The organism is Vibrio brasiliensis LMG 20546, assembly GCF_000189255.1.
GTDB classification, from domain to species: Bacteria; Pseudomonadota; Gammaproteobacteria; order Enterobacterales; family Vibrionaceae; genus Vibrio; species Vibrio brasiliensis.
Window position 1 is genome coordinate 1 of the sequence record NZ_AEVS01000096.1, and the last position, 16555, is coordinate 16555.

The window sequence follows — 16555 nt, forward strand, 5'->3', positions numbered from 1 at the left end:
AAAAAACTCTATATCAGATACCTACTCAGCATCTATAACGTGCACCTCTCGAAGGGCGCAGCCCGTTATACATTCTCGTAGGACGAAGTCCGTTCTCGAAGCGAAGCGATCTAGCATATCGAAGGGCGTAGCCCGATCTCGAAGCGCAGCGTTCTAGCATCTCGCAGCACTACGGACGCGTAACAAAACCTACCGCTTGGTATGCTTTCTTCAGAGTTTCAGCGGCACGAGCAGACGCTTTTTCAGCACCCTGCTTCATTACTTGATCCATGTATGCACGGTCAGCGCGGATGCGGTGGTATTCAGCCTGAATCGGCTCAAGCATAGCAACAAGGGCTTCACCTACATCTTTCTTAAACGGACCATACATCTCAACGCCTTGGTATTGCGCTTCGATCTCTTCAAAACTCTTACCTGTCGCCGCTGAGTAAAGACCCATTAGGTTCGAGATACCTGCTTTGTTATCCCAGTCATGAGCAATACGTGGTGGAGTTTCAGCGTCTGTCTGAGCTTTGTTAATCTTCTTGATGATTGACTTAGGCTCTTCTAGCAGCGTGATAACGTTCTTACGGTTATCATCTGACTTCGACATCTTCTTGGTTGCGTCTTGCAGGCTCATAACGCGTGCATTCACAGTTGGAATGTACGGCTCAGGTACCTGGAAAATTGGCTGTTCCGGTGCGTAGATGTTATTGAAGCGGTTAGCAATGTCACGTGCTAGCTCAAGGTGTTGCTTCTGGTCACTACCTACAGGTACCTGATGTGCACCGTACAGAAGGATATCTGCCGCCATCAGCACTGGATAATCAAATAGACCAACGTTTACATCACCAAACTGGCTAGAGCTGTCTTTTGAGTAACGTGCAGACTTATCTTTAAACTGAGTCATACGGCTCAGCTCACCCATCTGGGTGTAACAGTTAAGAAGCCAACCAAGTTGAGCATGCTCTGGTACGTGTGACTGAACAAATAGCGTGCTCTTTTGCGGATCAACACCAACAGCCAGACAGATTGCCAGTGCATCCAGAGTCGCTTCATGCAGAGCTTTAGGATCCTGACGAACCGTAATCGCGTGAAGGTCTACTACACAGTATTGGCAATCATAGTCGTCTTGCATCTGTTGCCATTGACGTAGAGCACCCAAGTAGTTACCGATACTTAGTTCACCTGATGGTTGAACACCACTCAATACGATGGGTTTGCTCATGGGAATGATTCCTTTGACTTCTTAATCTAAATAAATGAAAAAAACCGTGTCGGCTCAGGTTATCAATCACCTAGTGACACGGTTTACTCAGTGTACTCATTAGCGAGTATTTTGGAAGATCTTTTATTGCGCTTCAGCGCAAACCGTTACAACATCGACTAAATCTGCGATGGTGTCCGCGACGTGATCAGGCTGAGAGTCTGAGATAGGCTCGCCGTGGTTGTAGCCGTAAGTCAGACCGAACGAATGACATCCAGCATTCTTAGCCGCTTTAATGTCGTTACTTGAGTCACCGACCATCATCATCTCATGTGGCTGGCAGTGATGTTTCTCAAGTAACCAGTTGAGAGCCATCGGGTTCGGTTTTTTCTCCGGGAACGTATCGCCACCAATCACATCGACAAAATACTTATCGATACCGTGCTTAGCGAGAACCTCAGGAACAAACTTCGATGGCTTATTGGTAACAAGCGCCATGGTAAAGCCTGCTTTGTCCAGCTCAGCCAATGTCTCTTTCACCGCCGGGTAAAGGTGACTAAGCTTATGACCACTTTTTTCATAGTAATCATCGAACAGAACTCGCGCTTTAGCGTGTAGCTCAGGATCTAAATCCGGTGAGACCGTCAGGCTGCGGCTAAGTGAGCGACCAATAAGAACATCAGCACCGTTACCTACGTAATCACGTACCTGCTCTTCAGTAACAGCAGGGAAACCCAGAGCCTGTACCGCTTGATCAGCAGCAACAGCTAAATCAGGTACACTGTCTAGTAGCGTACCGTCTAAATCAAATGCGATTAGTTTAATCTGGCTCATCGAGTTAGTTAACCTTTGCCAGTTCAGCGCGCATTTGATCGATCACTTCTTTGTAATCTGGCTGGTTGAAGATAGCAGAGCCTGCTACGAACATATCCGCGCCCGCTTCAGCGATCTCTTTGATGTTATCTACTTTTACGCCGCCGTCGATTTCCAGACGAATATCACGACCAGATTCATCGATCATCTTGCGTACAGCACGTAGCTTATCAAGCGTATTTGGAATGAAAGACTGGCCACCAAAACCTGGGTTAACAGACATCAGTAGAATCATGTCAACTTTATCCATGATGTACTCAAGGTGCGACAGAGGAGTAGCAGGGTTCAGAACGACACCAGCTTTACAGCCGTGCTCTTTAATCAGTTGCAGAGTACGATCAACGTGTTCTGAGGCTTCAATATGGAAGGTGATCATCGATGCACCCGCTTTAGCGAAATCAGGCACGATGTTATCAACTGGCTTAACCATTAGGTGAACATCGATTGGTGCAGTGATGCCGTAGTCACGCAGCGCTTTACAGATTGGCGCACCGAAAGTCAGGTTCGGTACGTAGTGGTTATCCATTACGTCGAAGTGAACCACGTCAGCACCAGCCGCGAGTACTTTTTCAACGTCTTCACCCAAGCGAGCAAAGTCTGCAGACAGAATCGATGGAGCGATAAGGAAATCTTTCATACCTGACCTCTAGTAGTATTTGGCATCATTGCATTCAAAATAGATTCTCTGAATCACAGAGTATTTTGCGCGCAATTCTACCTAAGCTAAAGGCCAGAAGATAGGGAAGCTTGATGAAATGTGATTATTCGCTGTCTGATGGCTTGAATAGCGCCAACAGTTCATCAACTTTGTTACGCCCTGCGCCATTGCGACTGATGGTGCGTTTGACCTTAACCACATTCAGTTCTGCGCCATGGTAAAGACGACGCGTTAAGGTTGTATCGTGGTTAGATATCAGAACGGGAATACCGCGCTCCACGGCCGCTCGTTCAGCAACGTCTGCCAATGCAGCCTGATCATCAAGACTGAAACCGTTGCCTGCATAAGAGGTAAAGTTGGCAGTATTAGACAGCGGCGCATAAGGTGGATCACAGTAAACAACACTGCCTTTACGCGCTCGCTTAAAGGTCTCATGATAGCCTTCACAAACAAAGGTTGCTTTCTTCGCTTTTTCAGCAAAGAACTCCAGCTCAGCTTCTGGGAAATAAGGCTTTTTGTATGAGCCAAACGGAACGTTGAAACCGCCTTTCTTGTTGTAACGGCATAGGCCATTAAAGCCAAAGCGGTTCATGTATAAGAAAGCCAGCGAGCGGTACATCACGTCGTCAGTCGCGTTAAATTGCTGACGAATATCGAGATAGGCTTCTTTACGGTTGTTCTCCGCGCAGAACCAGCGTTTCGCTTCCGAAATGTACTCTTGTGGATTCGATTTAAGTAGATTGTAGAGGTTGATTAGATCTGGGTTGATATCAGCCAGCAGGTATTGTTCGTAATCGGTATTGAGAAAAACTGAACCAGCACCTACGAACGGTTCTACCAGTTTACGTGCCTCAGGCAAGTGACGCTGGATATCTTCGACAAGTCCGTATTTACCACCTGCCCATTTCAGGAAGGCTCGCTGCTTCTTCATCTACTGCTCTATCTATCAACCACAAATTAAGGCTGCGGAATGTAACATATTTTGCAATTAATCTCAGGCTATTTTCTGATGAAAAGCAATCTAGTTGCTCTGGCTACCACGATCTATCTCACGCTGAACTTGATTTAGTGATTTCGCCCACGGGTCGAGACTTTGTAACTCACTCGATAAGCCCGCAACAGCATCACGTGCAACCTGAATGGTCGGGTAGTTTTGGTAGGTAATAATGTACCACTCAACGTCATTGCGAACCGTTGGGTAGATAAACACCTGATTGTTAAGCTGGTGTTTATCGATAAATTTCTGAACCTCCTCAAGAGATCTCACCGCGGCGAGTTGCAGGGTGTAGCTACGAGAAGAAAAACTCTTTAGCTCATCTTTGGTAAACGAGAACTTAATGACCGTCTCTTCTTCAACAGGTGCTGACTGTGCTTCTACTTCAGGCTCTTCGGCTGGGGCTGGTTCTTCAACCATCGATTGCTCAACCACTTCATCGATAGCACTGGTATCAGCCTGTTCAGGCTTATCTTCCATTAAGGCATCGACAACGTCAGAGGTAATAACGACACGCTGATGATCGTCATCCGCGTTGCCAACACTGGTCACCTGCTCGGTAACGTCTGGCGGTAGCGCTAACGAGTCGTCATCCGCATTCGCTAATGTCGGGTCAACCACTGGCTCTGGCTCAATAACAGCGGTTGATGAATCAGAATCCGTTGCAGTTTCAGGTAAGGTAGGAATCACTGTCTGTTCAATCGACTCAGTGATCTGCTGCGCTTTATCATCCGCTGATGGCTGCATCATCATCCACCAGTAACCACCACCAATTAACACCAATAGAGTGATAACTAACAAGGCAATATTGATTGGTGAACCCACTATTGAGCGGATAATAATCCTTTTTTCCACTTTATAATCCCCTAAAGCCATAATCTCACCAGGGCGGCGAGCGACCGTGCGATACGCATTACGTACCCGCTTCTCCATGTCATCTTCGACAAATCGAATCACCAAATGTTCAAAAAAACGATCCGCTTCTTGTTGACTAAGTGGTTCAATTTCAAGATCAATTGGCTTGTGTTCCTGACCATAACTCAAACGGGTCAATAACGCATCCATACTGTTGGACTCTGCAAACAACAGCACATTGACGGTCCAATTTTGATTGGCCTGCGCTTCCAGCACCAGCATCCAAAGCTCGGAAACAAAAGATTCACTCAGCAGATGAGCATCATCAACCGCAATAACAACATCGCAGCTTTCGCCATCCATCAGGCGAGTGAAAGATTCGACAAGAGAGTCAGAAGGATTAAAAAGAGGTTCTGATACGAGTTGAGTCAGAATTGTCGAACGACGCTGATCATCACCTTGGTTAGCGTGACACATAAGTAGTGACTGGTTTTTATCCTGAGCCCAAGCTTCAAGATAATACTGTGCTAACCAGGTTTTACCTGCCCCTGGCGCACCACCAAGCGTAACCAAGTTTGAGCCAAAATTAGTTAACAGCTGCAGTCGTTCTAGCAGTTCTGTTTGAGAGTCTAATTCCAACACACGTGGATCATGCGCCAAGCTCATTTTCGTTATCCTAATGAAAAAATGAGTAGTACCAAACTGACCGAATAAGGGTCAGTTTGGTATTACAGACTAGAAGAATTATAGGGTGCGTGCGAAGTCGATTGCTTGCTCAAGTACCGACTCTGGGACACCTTTAACCACTTCGGCTGTCCCTATACTGGTAGGGAGAATCAGACGAAGTTCACCAGCCAGCACCTTCTTGTCGCGCATCATATGCTTCATAAAGTCCGCAAATGACATCTGCTCAGGTGTATGAACTGGTAGTTGTGCTCTCTTCAGTATAGAAATAATTCGTTCAACTTGCTGCTCGCTGATAAGCCCTTGAAGCTGTGCAGTTTTTGCAGCCATGACAGTGCCAGACGAAACTGCTTCACCGTGTAGCCAGTTACCATAACCTAACTCTGCTTCAATCGCATGACCAAATGTATGACCTAGGTTCAGTAACGCACGAATTCCAGACTCTTTTTCATCTTGAGCCACAACTTCTGCTTTGATTTCGCAGCAACGCGCAATGGCATAAGTTAGTGCTTGCTCATCGAGCTGATACAGTTTATCGAGGTTCTCTTCCAACCAAACGAAGAACGCTTGGTCATAGATGATGCCGTATTTGATGACTTCCGCGATACCAGCAGCAAACTCACGCTGTGGCAGGGTTTTCAAACAATCAGTATCAATCACCACAGCTTTTGGCTGGTAGAAGGCACCAATCATGTTTTTACCCAGCTTGTGGTTTACCGCAGTTTTACCACCAACCGATGAATCTACCTGAGACAGTAGTGTGGTTGGGATCTGAATAAAGTCGACACCACGTTGATAACAAGCGGCAGAGAAACCAACTAAATCACCAATTACGCCACCACCGAGTGCAATCACAACCACATCGCGGGCATAGTTGCCTTCGAGCAAGTAGCTCATAACGGTATTGAAGGTATCCAGTGATTTGTATTGCTCGCCATCTGGCAGCTCTAACACAGATGCATCGCAGCCAAGCTGCTCTAAAAGAGAGAGGATTTTATCGGCATAAAGAGGGGCAACAGTCACGTTAGTAATGACTACAACCTTTTGTTTTGCTGATAAAAAAGAAAGGTGGGCCGGATCATTAAATAATCCGGCGCCAATTGAGATTGGATAGCTACGCTCACCTAAACTGACCGTAATCCGTTCCATGGGTATTCTCCAGTTGCTAAAAGTCTTAACGTTCTTCTAGCATTTTTACGATCTGGTTGGCTACCACTTTTGCACTTTGATCGTCTGTACGTACTGTGTAGTCCGCAATTTCTTCGTAAAGAGGGTTACGTTCACCCGCTAAGGATTCCAGTACTTCACGTGGACTATCAGTTTGTAATAATGGGCGCTTCTTGTCGCGGTTTGTACGCGCAAGTTGCTTCTCAATTGTTGTCTCTAGGTATACAACAATACCGCGTGCAGAAAGGCGATTGCGGTTTTCTTTGCTCTTGATTGAACCACCACCAGTCGCAAGTACAATGCCTTGCTCTTCAGTGAGGTCATTAATCACTTTTTCCTCGCGAACGCGGAAGCCTTCTTCACCTTCTACGTCAAATACCCAAGCGATATCTGCGCCTGTGCGTTCTTCGATGACAGTATCTGAATCAACAAACTCCATGTGAAGCTGTTGAGCTAGATGTCTACCAATTGTGCTTTTGCCGGCACCCATAGGGCCAACAAGGAAAATATTGCGTTTCTCAGCCATGTTTAGCAGTAATTTACAACGTTAATTCAATGACATCGCCACAAGAAAAGCCAGTGTAATACTAGCGATGGAAATGCTTGCGGCACCGATTCCTCACAGATAATTCGTGATAAGACCCGAAATTATCTAGATAAGGTGCCATTAATGCAAATTTATTTTTGCACCTCAGAGAAATCTTACTCAGTAACTATGGTTGGAGTGACAAAAATCAGCAGTTCACTCTTAGCGATATTTTGGTAACTACGCCGAAACAAGCTACCTATAAGCGGGAGATCGCCGAACAAAGGTACCTTATCTACTGCGTCTGTCACGCTGTGTTGATAAATTCCACCAAGGACGACCGTCTGCCCATTGTTGACTAGAACCTGGGTATCAATTCGTTGAGTGTTAATGGCAACAGCTTCTCCTGACCCAGTTTTAACTACATTGCCCGGTCTGTCCTGAGTGACACTTAAATCCAGGATTAGGCGATCGTCTGACAATATCTGAGGTGTCACTTTCAAACTTAATACCGCTTTTTTAAACGCAACACTGGAAGCACCATTTTCCGATGACTCAAAATAAGGGATCTCGCTTCCCTGCTCTATGTAGGCAGCTTGCTTATTGGTCGTCATCAATTTGGGGCGCGAGATAACTTCCGCTTTTGCTTCTGTTTGCATTGCTGATAACTCGAGGTCTAGCAGTACATCTGAGCCCAATGTCGCTAATCGAAAAGCCACGCTCGCAGCATTTACCGACGTTGCTCCTAAATTAACATTGAGCCTGTCATCAAGGCTTGACTGGTCGAGGTTGTTGACCTCAATACCACCTGCAATTCTATTGCGGCTATTGTTGTTTTGATTGAGTCCCCAACGAACTCCTAGCTCCTCCAGTTGCCCCTCATCAACTGTCACTATTCTGGCTTCAATCTGAACCTGTTTAACGGCGACATCCAGTGAACGGACTATCTGTTTTACAGCATTAATATAGATAGGTAAGTCTCTGACCAACATAGTGTTAGTTCGTTCGTCAGCATTGATTAACCCTCGCTCAGACAGCATATTTGCACCATCAATAAGCTCCACAAGATCAGAGACTTGCGCATACTTTAACGTTATAAGCTCGGACGTCAGCTCCGCCACCAGCGATTGGTCCGAAGTCTTGATTAACGGTATTTTTTTCTCGTTTGCCTGCGCTTTTTCGCTCTCCGGTGAAGGAAGAGAAAATGGGTCTCGTTGAGTCGCTTTTGATCTTGGTTCAGTTTGAGATAACGTAATAGAAGGAGGCGGTAACGATGGCGATTGATTTGCCAGACTATTGCTCACAACGCAACTGAGTACAACCATGATAAAGGCTTTAGCTCTCATCACGCTTCTCCACTGCCAGTTGATAGAGGTGTGCTTGCATCCTTAGTCTCAGCACACTGCTCGCCTCCCCACTCCGCTGCCAATGAATCTGCTCGATGATGATCACTTGCGGCAGCTGAGCAAGAGCAGTAACGAACTCACTGATATCAAAGTAAAGCCCGCTGAGTTCGATTGTGATGGGCAGGCGTGTCAGAAAGCGATACTCGTTGGCTGACTGCAATTCAATTCGAGTCAGACTTAGTGAGTGCCTACCCACCAGCTCTGCCACCTTAGCCAGCAAAGCCGTGACATCCTGCGGAGGCATCAGAGGGTCGGATAGTTTTTTTCCCCGTTCAATCGCCTGTTGATATTGAGCTTCAACTTCAACCAATTTGACTATCTTGTCCTGATTACTGTTTCTGCTCTGTTTGATGGTGTGCAGCTGATCTTCTACCTGGCTTTCAAGGTTGTATTTCGGCGTGACATACCCCCAATACCCCAGTAACTGCAGCGCAATGACCAGCAGTAAAATAAACAACAACTGAAAGCCTAGTGGCCACTCAACGACTTCTGCTATGTCTAATTCTCGCCTAGTCATATCGCTATCCTTCCTGTTCAATAACCGAGGCGAGCGTGAATGATATTTCGAAGCTGTGAAAACCATCGCCAAAGCGCTTGTTCTGTTGAAACAGGGAGTGAACAACAACTTGTCTAACCCAGGCAGAGGTTTCTAGTCGTTTTATGAACATCCTGATATCGGCTGTTTGCTTGCTTAAACCGACTAATTTGACCTTACCATCCACCAGCTGCAGGCTATCCAGATAAACACTTTGAGGAATGTAGGTAGGTAGAGCAGTGATAAACTGGCTCGCCAACCGGGCTTGTTGATTTAACGCGCTCAGTTGCTCGATACGATCATTCAGGTCAGTAAGGTTTTGCTCTATTTCTGTAAGTTGACTGAGTTGCAGCTGTTGTCGGGTCAGCTCTGAGTTCAGCCGCTCAAGATCAGATTGCCTGGCTTCTACACGCTTATCAATATCAAGCCCAATCACCCCTTGCGTGGCTATCGTCAATAACACGCTAACAACCATTAATCGCTTAAAGCGCAGCTTATGTTGAAAGCGTTGATACTCTCTCCAGGGAAACAGGTTGACGCTATACAGCACCTTGTCGCTCCAACCAGTTTAATCCACGTAATGCTGTACCTGTCGCACAGACAAATGAACAACCTGTGAGTTCGCTGGACGTTTTTTTATCAACCCGGTTCTCCAATAGTTCAAAAGGGTTGAGCAGTTGACACTCCAAACCTAACCCATAACTTATCGGCTTCAGCAGCGAAGTGATTAGTGCAGCTTCACCACACAGCCATAAGCCTTCAACCTCACAGTCATACATCGAGTTAACTAATTGAATAGTGCGCTGCAGTCTGACAATCAACTCTTCGAGTTCATCAACGGGGTATTCATGCTGGCTAATGCCGATAGCAATATCTTTGCAGTAGGGAGCCTGATGGCTGAAATCAATACATACCGTAGTGGTTTGACTACCAATGTTGACCAACAGCCAGTCTGATTTACGATATCGACTTACTGTTAGTTGCCATATTTGCACCAGACAGTGTGCCTGTAGGTCAAACATAAATGGATCAAAGCCTGCCCCGTGCAACACCTGAATTCGATTCTCAACCAACTCTTTCTTGGTAGCGAAAACCTGAAATTGTCTCGTTTGACTGTGACTATCAGCACCTGTTTCAACAAAATCGAGGCTAAGCTCTTCGAGAGGAAATGGTGACTGCGCCGAAAAAGCTTCTAATAACGCATATTCTCTTTCTTGCTCCTTAACGCCACTATCTATCTGTAATAACTTACTTATTACTGCATTATCAGGCAGAGCAAGTGCTACTTTGCGACTAAATCTCGGTAAACTCTTCCTTAGTTCTTTGAGTTTCTTTACAATTTTCTGATAATTTAACACGTGGTTATCAGAGAAAATGTCTGATTCGATGGCCAACTCTTGATAGCCTACCAGTGCAAATGTGCCCTTGTATGGTTTAAGAACAACCACTTTTATACTGTGGTAGCCTATATCAATGCCTGTAACTACTGATTTACCCATGCAGCTAATGCCCTATAGTTGCTAAGCTCATATGCGTAAGTGAATGGTTCAATAAGCACATAAATCAATGAGCTAACTGTTAGCTTAAAATACAAGGGTTCGAATTTAGTGAACCCAATTATTCAGGGAATCTCCGGTGAAGTTCATAAAGCGATTGTTTATTTTCACACTGATTTGCATATTTCTTGGGATAGGAACTATTTTCGGTTTCTATTTATATGTCAAACCAGAGCTACCAGACGTAGCCACACTGAAAGACGTTAAACTGCAAACTCCGATGCAGGTGTTCAGTCAAGATGGCAAACTGATCTCTCAGTTCGGCGAAAAACGTCGTATCCCAGTAGCCTATGACGATATTCCCCAGCATCTTATTGAAGCTCTTATCGCAACTGAAGATAGTCGTTTCTATGATCACCCGGGTATTGACCCAATCGGTATTACTCGTGCCGCAGTAGTTGTTGCGCTATCGGGTTCTGCTAAACAAGGTGCGAGTACCATTACTCAGCAGTTAGCTCGTAACTTCTTCCTATCCAATGAGAAGAAGATTATGCGTAAAATCAAAGAGATCTTTATTGCTATCCATATTGAGCAACTGCTAAGCAAAGAAGAGATCATGGAGCTGTACGTCAACAAGATTTTCTTGGGCTATCGCTCGTATGGCTTTGGAGCTGCAGCGCAAACTTACTTTGGTAAGGATCTTAAAGATTTAACTTTGAGTGAACTTGCAACGCTGGCTGGTATGCCAAAAGCACCGTCAACGATGAACCCTATTTACTCAATCGAGCGTGCGACCAATCGCCGTAACGTGGTTCTACTGCGTATGCTTGATGAGAAATACATTACTCAAGATGAATACGAGCAAGCACGAGCTGAAGAGATTGTCTCCCGTTATCACGGCGCTGAAATCGAGCTAAGTGCGCCATATGTCGCTGAGCTTGCTCGCGCATGGATGGTCTCTCGCTATGGTGAAGAAGAAGCCTATACCTCAGGCATGAGAATCTACACCACCGTCGATTCAAAACTGCAGGCTGCAGCCAACGACTCAGCAATCAAAAACCTACTCGCTTACGATGAGCGTCATGGTTACCGTGGTGCTGAGAAAGTACTGTGGAAAGATGGCCAAACAGGGTTTGATGAACAGAAAATTGATAAGACGCTAGATAATGTGCCGACCTACGGTGAACTACTCCCTGCAGTCGTCACTAAAGTGGAAAACAAGCAAGCGACTATCTGGGTTAAAAATCAGGGTGAACAGACTCTGAATTGGGATGGTATCAAGTGGGCACGTAAGTTCCTGACTGATGACCGTCAAGGTCCACCACCATCGAACGCAAAAGACGTTCTGGCGGCCGGCGAGCAGATCTGGGTACGTCAGGTACAAATCACTGCTGATAACGAGCAGGCGACCTTTGCGTGGCACTTAAGTCAGGTTCCAAATGCCAATACAGCCTTCGTAGCAATGAATCCAGAGAATGGTGCGGTACTGTCTCTGGTGGGCGGATTTAACTTTGTGCACAACAAATTTAACCGTGCAACCCAGTCTGTACGTCAGGTAGGTTCAAGTATTAAACCATTTATCTACTCTGCGGCTATCGATAAGGGCATGACCTTAGCATCTCTAGTCAATGATGCACCAATTAACCAGTGGGATAAGAGTCAGGGTACGGCATGGCGTCCAAAGAACTCGCCACCGACTTATGTTGGCCCTACTCGTCTTCGTATTGGCTTAGCTCAATCGAAAAACGTTATGGCGGTACGTGTACTGCGTGAAGTTGGCTTAGACGAAACCCGTGAGTACTTAACCCGTTTCGGCTTTGATATTGACCAACTTCCTCGCTCAGAAACTATCGCTCTGGGTGCAGGCAGCCTAACGCCAATCAAGATGGCACAAGGTTTCTCGGTTTTCGCCAACGGTGGTTACTATGTTGAACCTTTCTACATCAGTCGCGTAGAAGGTCCATTTGGCGATCTTGAGTTCGAAGCATCTCCTAAGACCATCTGTCAGCAGGACTGTGAAGCTCAGGAAAGCATCGTTAATGAGTTCGCTGAACAAGACATTACAGAAGAGCAACAGCCGCAATATGCTCCTCAGGTTATTTCCGAGCAGACTGCCTTCCTGGTACGTGAAATGATGTACAGCAACGTATGGGGTGGTGGTAACTGGCGTGATGGTACTGGTTGGAATGGTACTGGTTGGCGAGCGCAGGCTCTTAAACGTCGCGATATCGGTGGTAAAACAGGTACTACCAACGACTCTAAAGATGCTTGGTACAACGGTTATGGCCCAGGCATGGTCGCTATCGCTTGGGTTGGATTCGATGACCACAACCGTAAGTTAGGTAAGACCAAGCCAAACAGCAATCTGGCGCAGAATCCAATTTCGGGTGCTGAAGCAGGTGCTAAAACAGCTCAACCAGCTTGGGTAGACTTTATGCACAGCGCTTTGGTTGGCGTTCCTGAGCACTCTAAAGAGATTCCACCAGGGATTGTTCGTGTCCGTATCGACAGAGACACTGGTCTACTGACCAACAAGTTTGATTCTAGCTCTATGTTCGAGTACTTCCTCGAAGGCACTGAGCCAACAGAATATGTGTCCAATGAAATCACTGACAGCATCTATACCTCAGAAGATGGTGGAGAGGAGCTATTCTAAGCAAATAAAAAGGGGGTGATGTACCGACATCATCCCCTTTTTTTATTCATAACGACTACAAATGGACTGGCTCCAATTGGTGAGAGATCGCTTCAGCTAGCTGCTCAAAGCGGGTACGCAGTGGCGAACCAGGACGGTAAGCTAAAACCAGACTGCGCGAAGGCACCGGATTGGTCGCCTTTACATAGCATACGCCATCTTTTTGCTTCTCTTTAGGAAGAGACAATTCAGGCAGCAGCGTAATACCCGCTCCTGCTGCAACCATATTACGTAACGTCTCCAGACTGGTCGCTTTAAAGCGCTCATCATCTTTCGCTCCTGCAGCAAAACAGAACCCTAGCGCCTGGTCGCGCAGACAGTGACCGTCACCTAATGCCAATACGGTTTTGCCATTTAGCTCCAGCATATCGAGCTCATCTAATTTAGCCCATTCATGGTCGCATGGCACCGCAACACTTAACGGTTCGTTATAGATTTCAATCTCTTTAAATGGAGCCGTCTCAGCCACTGCCGCCAAAACAAGGCAATCCAATTTGCCATCTTCTAGTTGACGCACCAACTGGTGAGTTTGTGCCTCATGAAGAAACAGCTCTAAGTCGGGGAACTGCTCTTTTAGCATAGGGACGATTTTTGGTAACAGGTACGGTCCGACCGTTGGAATGAAACCGATATGCATCGGTCCGACCATATCGCCAGCCTGACCGCTCGCCATATCTTTAAAGGTCTTCACCTCCGATAAAATCCGTTTCGCCTGATCAACCAGTTGTAGGCCCGCATCGGTAAACAGCACCCGACGGCTGCTTCTTTCTAACAATGCTGTCCCTAGCTCATCTTCCAGTTTACGTATCTGACCACTCAGCGTCGGCTGGCTGACAAAACACGCTTCAGCAGCCTTACGGAAATGCTTATGCTCAGCCAGAGCAACTAAGTACTCAAAATCTCGGATATTCATAGTTGGTTACTTCCCCACCCTTTTAGATAGAAAACATCTATCAAAACCATAGCATTAAACGATTAGAGCTATCAAAGAATTTCTTTAATAATAACTTCATCGAAACAGAGCACAGTCAGAAAGCTGATAAGACTCAAAAACAAATTTAACAAAATCAAAAAGGAAACAAATATGTTTGCATCTAAAGAAGGTCAAAACGTACCACAAGTTACTTTCCCAACTCGTCAAGGTGATGCATGGGTTAACGTAACAAGCGATGAGCTGTTTAATGGCAAAACTGTCCTAGTATTCAGCCTGCCAGGTGCGTTTACTCCGACTTGTTCATCAAGCCACCTACCTCGTTACAATGAGCTATTCCCTGTATTTAAAGAGCACGGTGTTGACGAAATCCTATGTGTATCTGTAAACGACACATTCGTTATGAACGCATGGAAACAGGACCAAGAAGCAGAGAACATTACCTTCATTCCTGACGGTAACGGCGAGTTCACTGACGGTATGGGTATGCTAGTTGATAAGAACGACCTTGGCTTCGGCAAACGTTCATGGCGCTACAGCATGCTGGTTAAAGATGGCGTAGTAGAGAAAATGTTCATTGAACCAAACGAGCCAGGCGACCCGTTCAAAGTATCTGACGCTGACACTATGCTTGCGCACATCGCTCCTGACTACAAAACACAAGAATCTATCACTGTGTTTACTAAGCCAGGCTGCCCATTCTGTGCAAAAGCGAAACAAAACCTGATTGATCACGGTCTTCAGTATGAAGAAGTGGTTCTGGGTAAAGATGCAACAACAGTAAGCCTACGTGCTGTAACGGGTCGTTCAACCGTTCCTCAAGTCTTCATCGGTGGTAAACACATCGGTGGTAGTGAAGAGCTAGAAGCTTACCTGGGTTAATTAACGAACCGAAACCCTCAGTCTCCCGTTACCGCTAAGGTACGGGGGACACCCCTCAAACACTTCTACATCAGTCTCGATAACTAGTTGTCTCAGGGTAGTCCCACTAGTTATCCAGATTGTTACAAACACAGATTCACATCTCCAGGTTTCATCAGCCAGATAAAACTTGGTAGCAAAAAGCGAGACCCGATTATGAAACAGTTAAATGTCGATGTTGCCGTTATTGGTGGTGGTACAGCAGGTTTAGGCGCATACCGCGCAGCAAAAGCGCATACAGATAGCGTAGTGATGATTGAAGGCGGTCCTTACGGTACCACTTGTGCACGCGTAGGTTGCATGCCATCTAAGCTATTGATCGCAGCTGCTGAAAGTGTTCACCAAATCGAAAAAGCACCGGGATTTGGTGTTCACCCTCAAGGTGAAATCGTGATTAATGGCCGTGAAGTAATGGATCGTGTAAAACGTGAACGTGACCGTTTTGTCGGTTTTGTACTTGAAGGTGTCGATGAGATCCCAGCAGAAGACAAGATTGCTGGTTACGCAAAGTTTATCGACAACAACACCTTAGTCGTTGATGATCACACTCAGATCAATGCCAAACGTATCGTTATCGCAACAGGATCTCGCCCAGCTTACCCTGCAGTGTGGAATGAACTTGGTGATCGTTTGATCATTAATGATGACGTATTCAACTGGGATGATCTTCCTGAGTCTGTTGCGGTATTCGGCCCAGGTGTCATTGGCCTTGAATTGGGTCAATCACTCCACCGATTAGGGGTAAAAGTGAAGCTATTCGGCCTTGGTGGTCAGGTTGGTCCAATCACAGACCCTGAAGTAATGGCTTACGCTGACAAAACCTTCAAGCAAGAGTTTTACTTGGATGCAGACGTAAAAATCGAAAGCATGAAGCGCATCGATGGTACTGATAAAGTCGAAATTCTGTTTATCAACCACCAAGGCGAACTGGAAAGCTTTATTGTTGATTACGTGCTTGCCGCAACAGGTCGTCGTCCGAATGTCGACAAACTGGGTCTTGAAAACACCTCTGTAGAGCTGGATGAACGTGGCGTGCCCGTTGCGGAACACTACACACTGCAAACATCGGTCGAAAGCATCTTCATTGCAGGTGATGCAAGCAACCAGATTCCACTGTTGCATGAAGCCGCTGACCAGGCACGCATTGCTGGTGATAATGCAGGTCGTTTCCCGGATATTCGTGCAGGCTTACGTCGCTCGCCAATTTCAGCTGTCTTCTCTGACCCGCAAATCGCTATGGTTGGTGAGACCTATAAGCAGCTAACCACTCGTTTAGGTAATTGTGGCTGTTTCGCCACCGGTGAAGTGTCATTCGAAAACCAAGGCCGCTCGCGCGTGATGCTACGTAACAAAGGTATCCTTCACGTTTACGGAGAACAGGGGACAGGTCGCTTCCTTGGAGCAGAAATGATGGGGCCGAATGCAGAGCATTTAGCACACCTGCTAGCATGGGCACACCAGAACAAGATGACGGTCTCTGAGATGTTAGATATGCCTTTCTATCATCCGGTTATCGAAGAGGGTGTACGAACAGCCCTGCGTGACCTGAACGCTAAGCTACACCTTGGCCCAGAAATGATTAAGCACTGTCTGGACTGTGGCCCGGGTTGCTAATAAAAACAAAAAAA

General features: G+C 46.2%; 14 protein-coding genes and 1 pseudogene. 3 read left to right on the forward strand and 12 right to left on the reverse strand.

Translation table 11 applies throughout. From position 1 onward, the window contains the following. Window positions 1-169: 169 nt before the first annotated feature. From trpS to pilM, 11 genes and pseudogenes are all read right to left on the reverse strand, one after another. Window positions 170-1207, reverse strand: coding sequence for a tryptophan--tRNA ligase (gene trpS, locus RH46_RS18460; protein WP_006881040.1), 1038 nt, complete (start codon window positions 1205-1207; stop codon window positions 170-172). A 123-nt stretch (window positions 1208-1330) separates the two neighbouring features. After that, a complete protein-coding gene (locus tag RH46_RS18465) occupies window positions 1331-2020 on the reverse strand; it encodes a phosphoglycolate phosphatase (RefSeq protein ID WP_006881041.1) in 690 nt (229 codons plus the stop codon). A 4-nt stretch (window positions 2021-2024) separates the two neighbouring features. Next, window positions 2025-2696, reverse strand: coding sequence for a ribulose-phosphate 3-epimerase (gene rpe, locus RH46_RS18470; protein WP_006881042.1), 672 nt, complete (start codon window positions 2694-2696; stop codon window positions 2025-2027). 124 nt (window positions 2697-2820) lie between these two features. Continuing rightward, window positions 2821-3648 (reverse strand): Dam family site-specific DNA-(adenine-N6)-methyltransferase, encoded by an 828-nt coding sequence (locus RH46_RS18475; RefSeq protein ID WP_006881043.1) that lies wholly within the window; start codon window positions 3646-3648, stop codon window positions 2821-2823. Window positions 3649-3738: 90 nt separating this feature from the next. Continuing rightward, a complete protein-coding gene (locus RH46_RS18480; protein ID WP_006881044.1) occupies window positions 3739-5232 on the reverse strand; it encodes an SPOR domain-containing protein in 1494 nt (497 codons plus the stop codon). Between the two features lie 78 nt (window positions 5233-5310). Then, a complete protein-coding gene (aroB, locus tag RH46_RS18485) occupies window positions 5311-6399 on the reverse strand; it encodes a 3-dehydroquinate synthase (protein ID WP_006881045.1) in 1089 nt (362 codons plus the stop codon). A 25-nt stretch (window positions 6400-6424) separates the two neighbouring features. Next, window positions 6425-6943, reverse strand: coding sequence for a shikimate kinase AroK (aroK, locus tag RH46_RS18490; RefSeq protein ID WP_006881046.1), 519 nt, complete (start codon window positions 6941-6943; stop codon window positions 6425-6427). 176 nt (window positions 6944-7119) lie between these two features. Beyond that, window positions 7120-8091: pseudogene (gene pilQ / locus RH46_RS18495) on the reverse strand (type IV pilus secretin PilQ); the annotation flags it as partial. 187 nt (window positions 8092-8278) lie between these two features. Continuing rightward, window positions 8279-8866 carry a type IV pilus inner membrane component PilO gene (locus RH46_RS18500; protein WP_006881048.1) on the reverse strand — a complete coding sequence of 196 codons (588 nt, stop codon included), beginning with the start codon at window positions 8864-8866 and terminating at the stop codon, window positions 8279-8281. A 4-nt stretch (window positions 8867-8870) separates the two neighbouring features. Further along, a complete protein-coding gene (locus RH46_RS18505) occupies window positions 8871-9434 on the reverse strand; it encodes a PilN domain-containing protein (RefSeq protein WP_006881049.1) in 564 nt (187 codons plus the stop codon). Beyond that, entirely contained in the window at window positions 9424-10383 is a 960-nt protein-coding gene (pilM, locus tag RH46_RS18510) for a type IV pilus assembly protein PilM (RefSeq protein ID WP_006881050.1), read from the reverse strand. Before pilM ends, RH46_RS18505 begins: the two co-directional genes overlap by 11 nt. 136 nt (window positions 10384-10519) lie before the next feature. Here pilM and RH46_RS18515 point away from each other — a divergent pair, with 136 nt between their 5' ends. Then, window positions 10520-13036 carry a penicillin-binding protein 1A gene (locus RH46_RS18515; protein ID WP_006881051.1) on the forward strand — a complete coding sequence of 839 codons (2517 nt, stop codon included), beginning with the start codon at window positions 10520-10522 and terminating at the stop codon, window positions 13034-13036. Between the two features lie 55 nt (window positions 13037-13091). On the opposite strand, the gene oxyR is transcribed toward RH46_RS18515, so the two are convergent. Next, entirely contained in the window at window positions 13092-13988 is an 897-nt protein-coding gene (gene oxyR / locus RH46_RS18520; RefSeq protein WP_006881052.1) for a DNA-binding transcriptional regulator OxyR, read from the reverse strand. Between the two features lie 171 nt (window positions 13989-14159). Here oxyR and RH46_RS18525 point away from each other — a divergent pair, with 171 nt between their 5' ends. Together RH46_RS18525 and RH46_RS18530 are read left to right on the forward strand one after the other, a co-directional pair. Next, window positions 14160-14888: a redoxin family protein gene (locus tag RH46_RS18525; RefSeq protein ID WP_006881053.1), complete on the forward strand. Its 729-nt coding sequence runs from the start codon at window positions 14160-14162 to the stop codon at window positions 14886-14888. 195 nt (window positions 14889-15083) lie between these two features. Beyond that, window positions 15084-16541 (forward strand): dihydrolipoyl dehydrogenase, encoded by a 1458-nt coding sequence (locus RH46_RS18530; RefSeq protein ID WP_006881054.1) that lies wholly within the window; start codon window positions 15084-15086, stop codon window positions 16539-16541. Window positions 16542-16555: the final 14 nt, after the last annotated feature.

Excerpts from the sequence above, each read along its gene's own strand:
- trpS (WP_006881040.1), bottom strand. The coding sequence starts at position 1,207 with ATGAGCAAACCCATCGTATTGAGTGGTGTTCAACCATCAGGTGAACTA.
- RH46_RS18465 (WP_006881041.1), bottom strand. The coding sequence starts at position 2,020 with ATGAGCCAGATTAAACTAATCGCATTTGATTTAGACGGTACGCTACTA.
- rpe (WP_006881042.1), bottom strand. The coding sequence starts at position 2,696 with ATGAAAGATTTCCTTATCGCTCCATCGATTCTGTCTGCAGACTTTGCT.
- RH46_RS18475 (WP_006881043.1), bottom strand. The coding sequence starts at position 3,648 with ATGAAGAAGCAGCGAGCCTTCCTGAAATGGGCAGGTGGTAAATACGGA.
- RH46_RS18480 (WP_006881044.1), bottom strand. The coding sequence starts at position 5,232 with ATGAGCTTGGCGCATGATCCACGTGTGTTGGAATTAGACTCTCAAACA.
- aroB (WP_006881045.1), bottom strand. The coding sequence starts at position 6,399 with ATGGAACGGATTACGGTCAGTTTAGGTGAGCGTAGCTATCCAATCTCA.
- aroK (WP_006881046.1), bottom strand. The coding sequence starts at position 6,943 with ATGGCTGAGAAACGCAATATTTTCCTTGTTGGCCCTATGGGTGCCGGC.
- RH46_RS18500 (WP_006881048.1), bottom strand. The coding sequence starts at position 8,866 with ATGACTAGGCGAGAATTAGACATAGCAGAAGTCGTTGAGTGGCCACTA.
- pilM (WP_006881050.1), bottom strand. The coding sequence starts at position 10,383 with ATGGGTAAATCAGTAGTTACAGGCATTGATATAGGCTACCACAGTATA.
- oxyR (WP_006881052.1), bottom strand. The coding sequence starts at position 13,988 with ATGAATATCCGAGATTTTGAGTACTTAGTTGCTCTGGCTGAGCATAAG.
- RH46_RS18525 (WP_006881053.1), top strand. The coding sequence starts at position 14,160 with ATGTTTGCATCTAAAGAAGGTCAAAACGTACCACAAGTTACTTTCCCA.
- RH46_RS18530 (WP_006881054.1), top strand. The coding sequence starts at position 15,084 with ATGAAACAGTTAAATGTCGATGTTGCCGTTATTGGTGGTGGTACAGCA.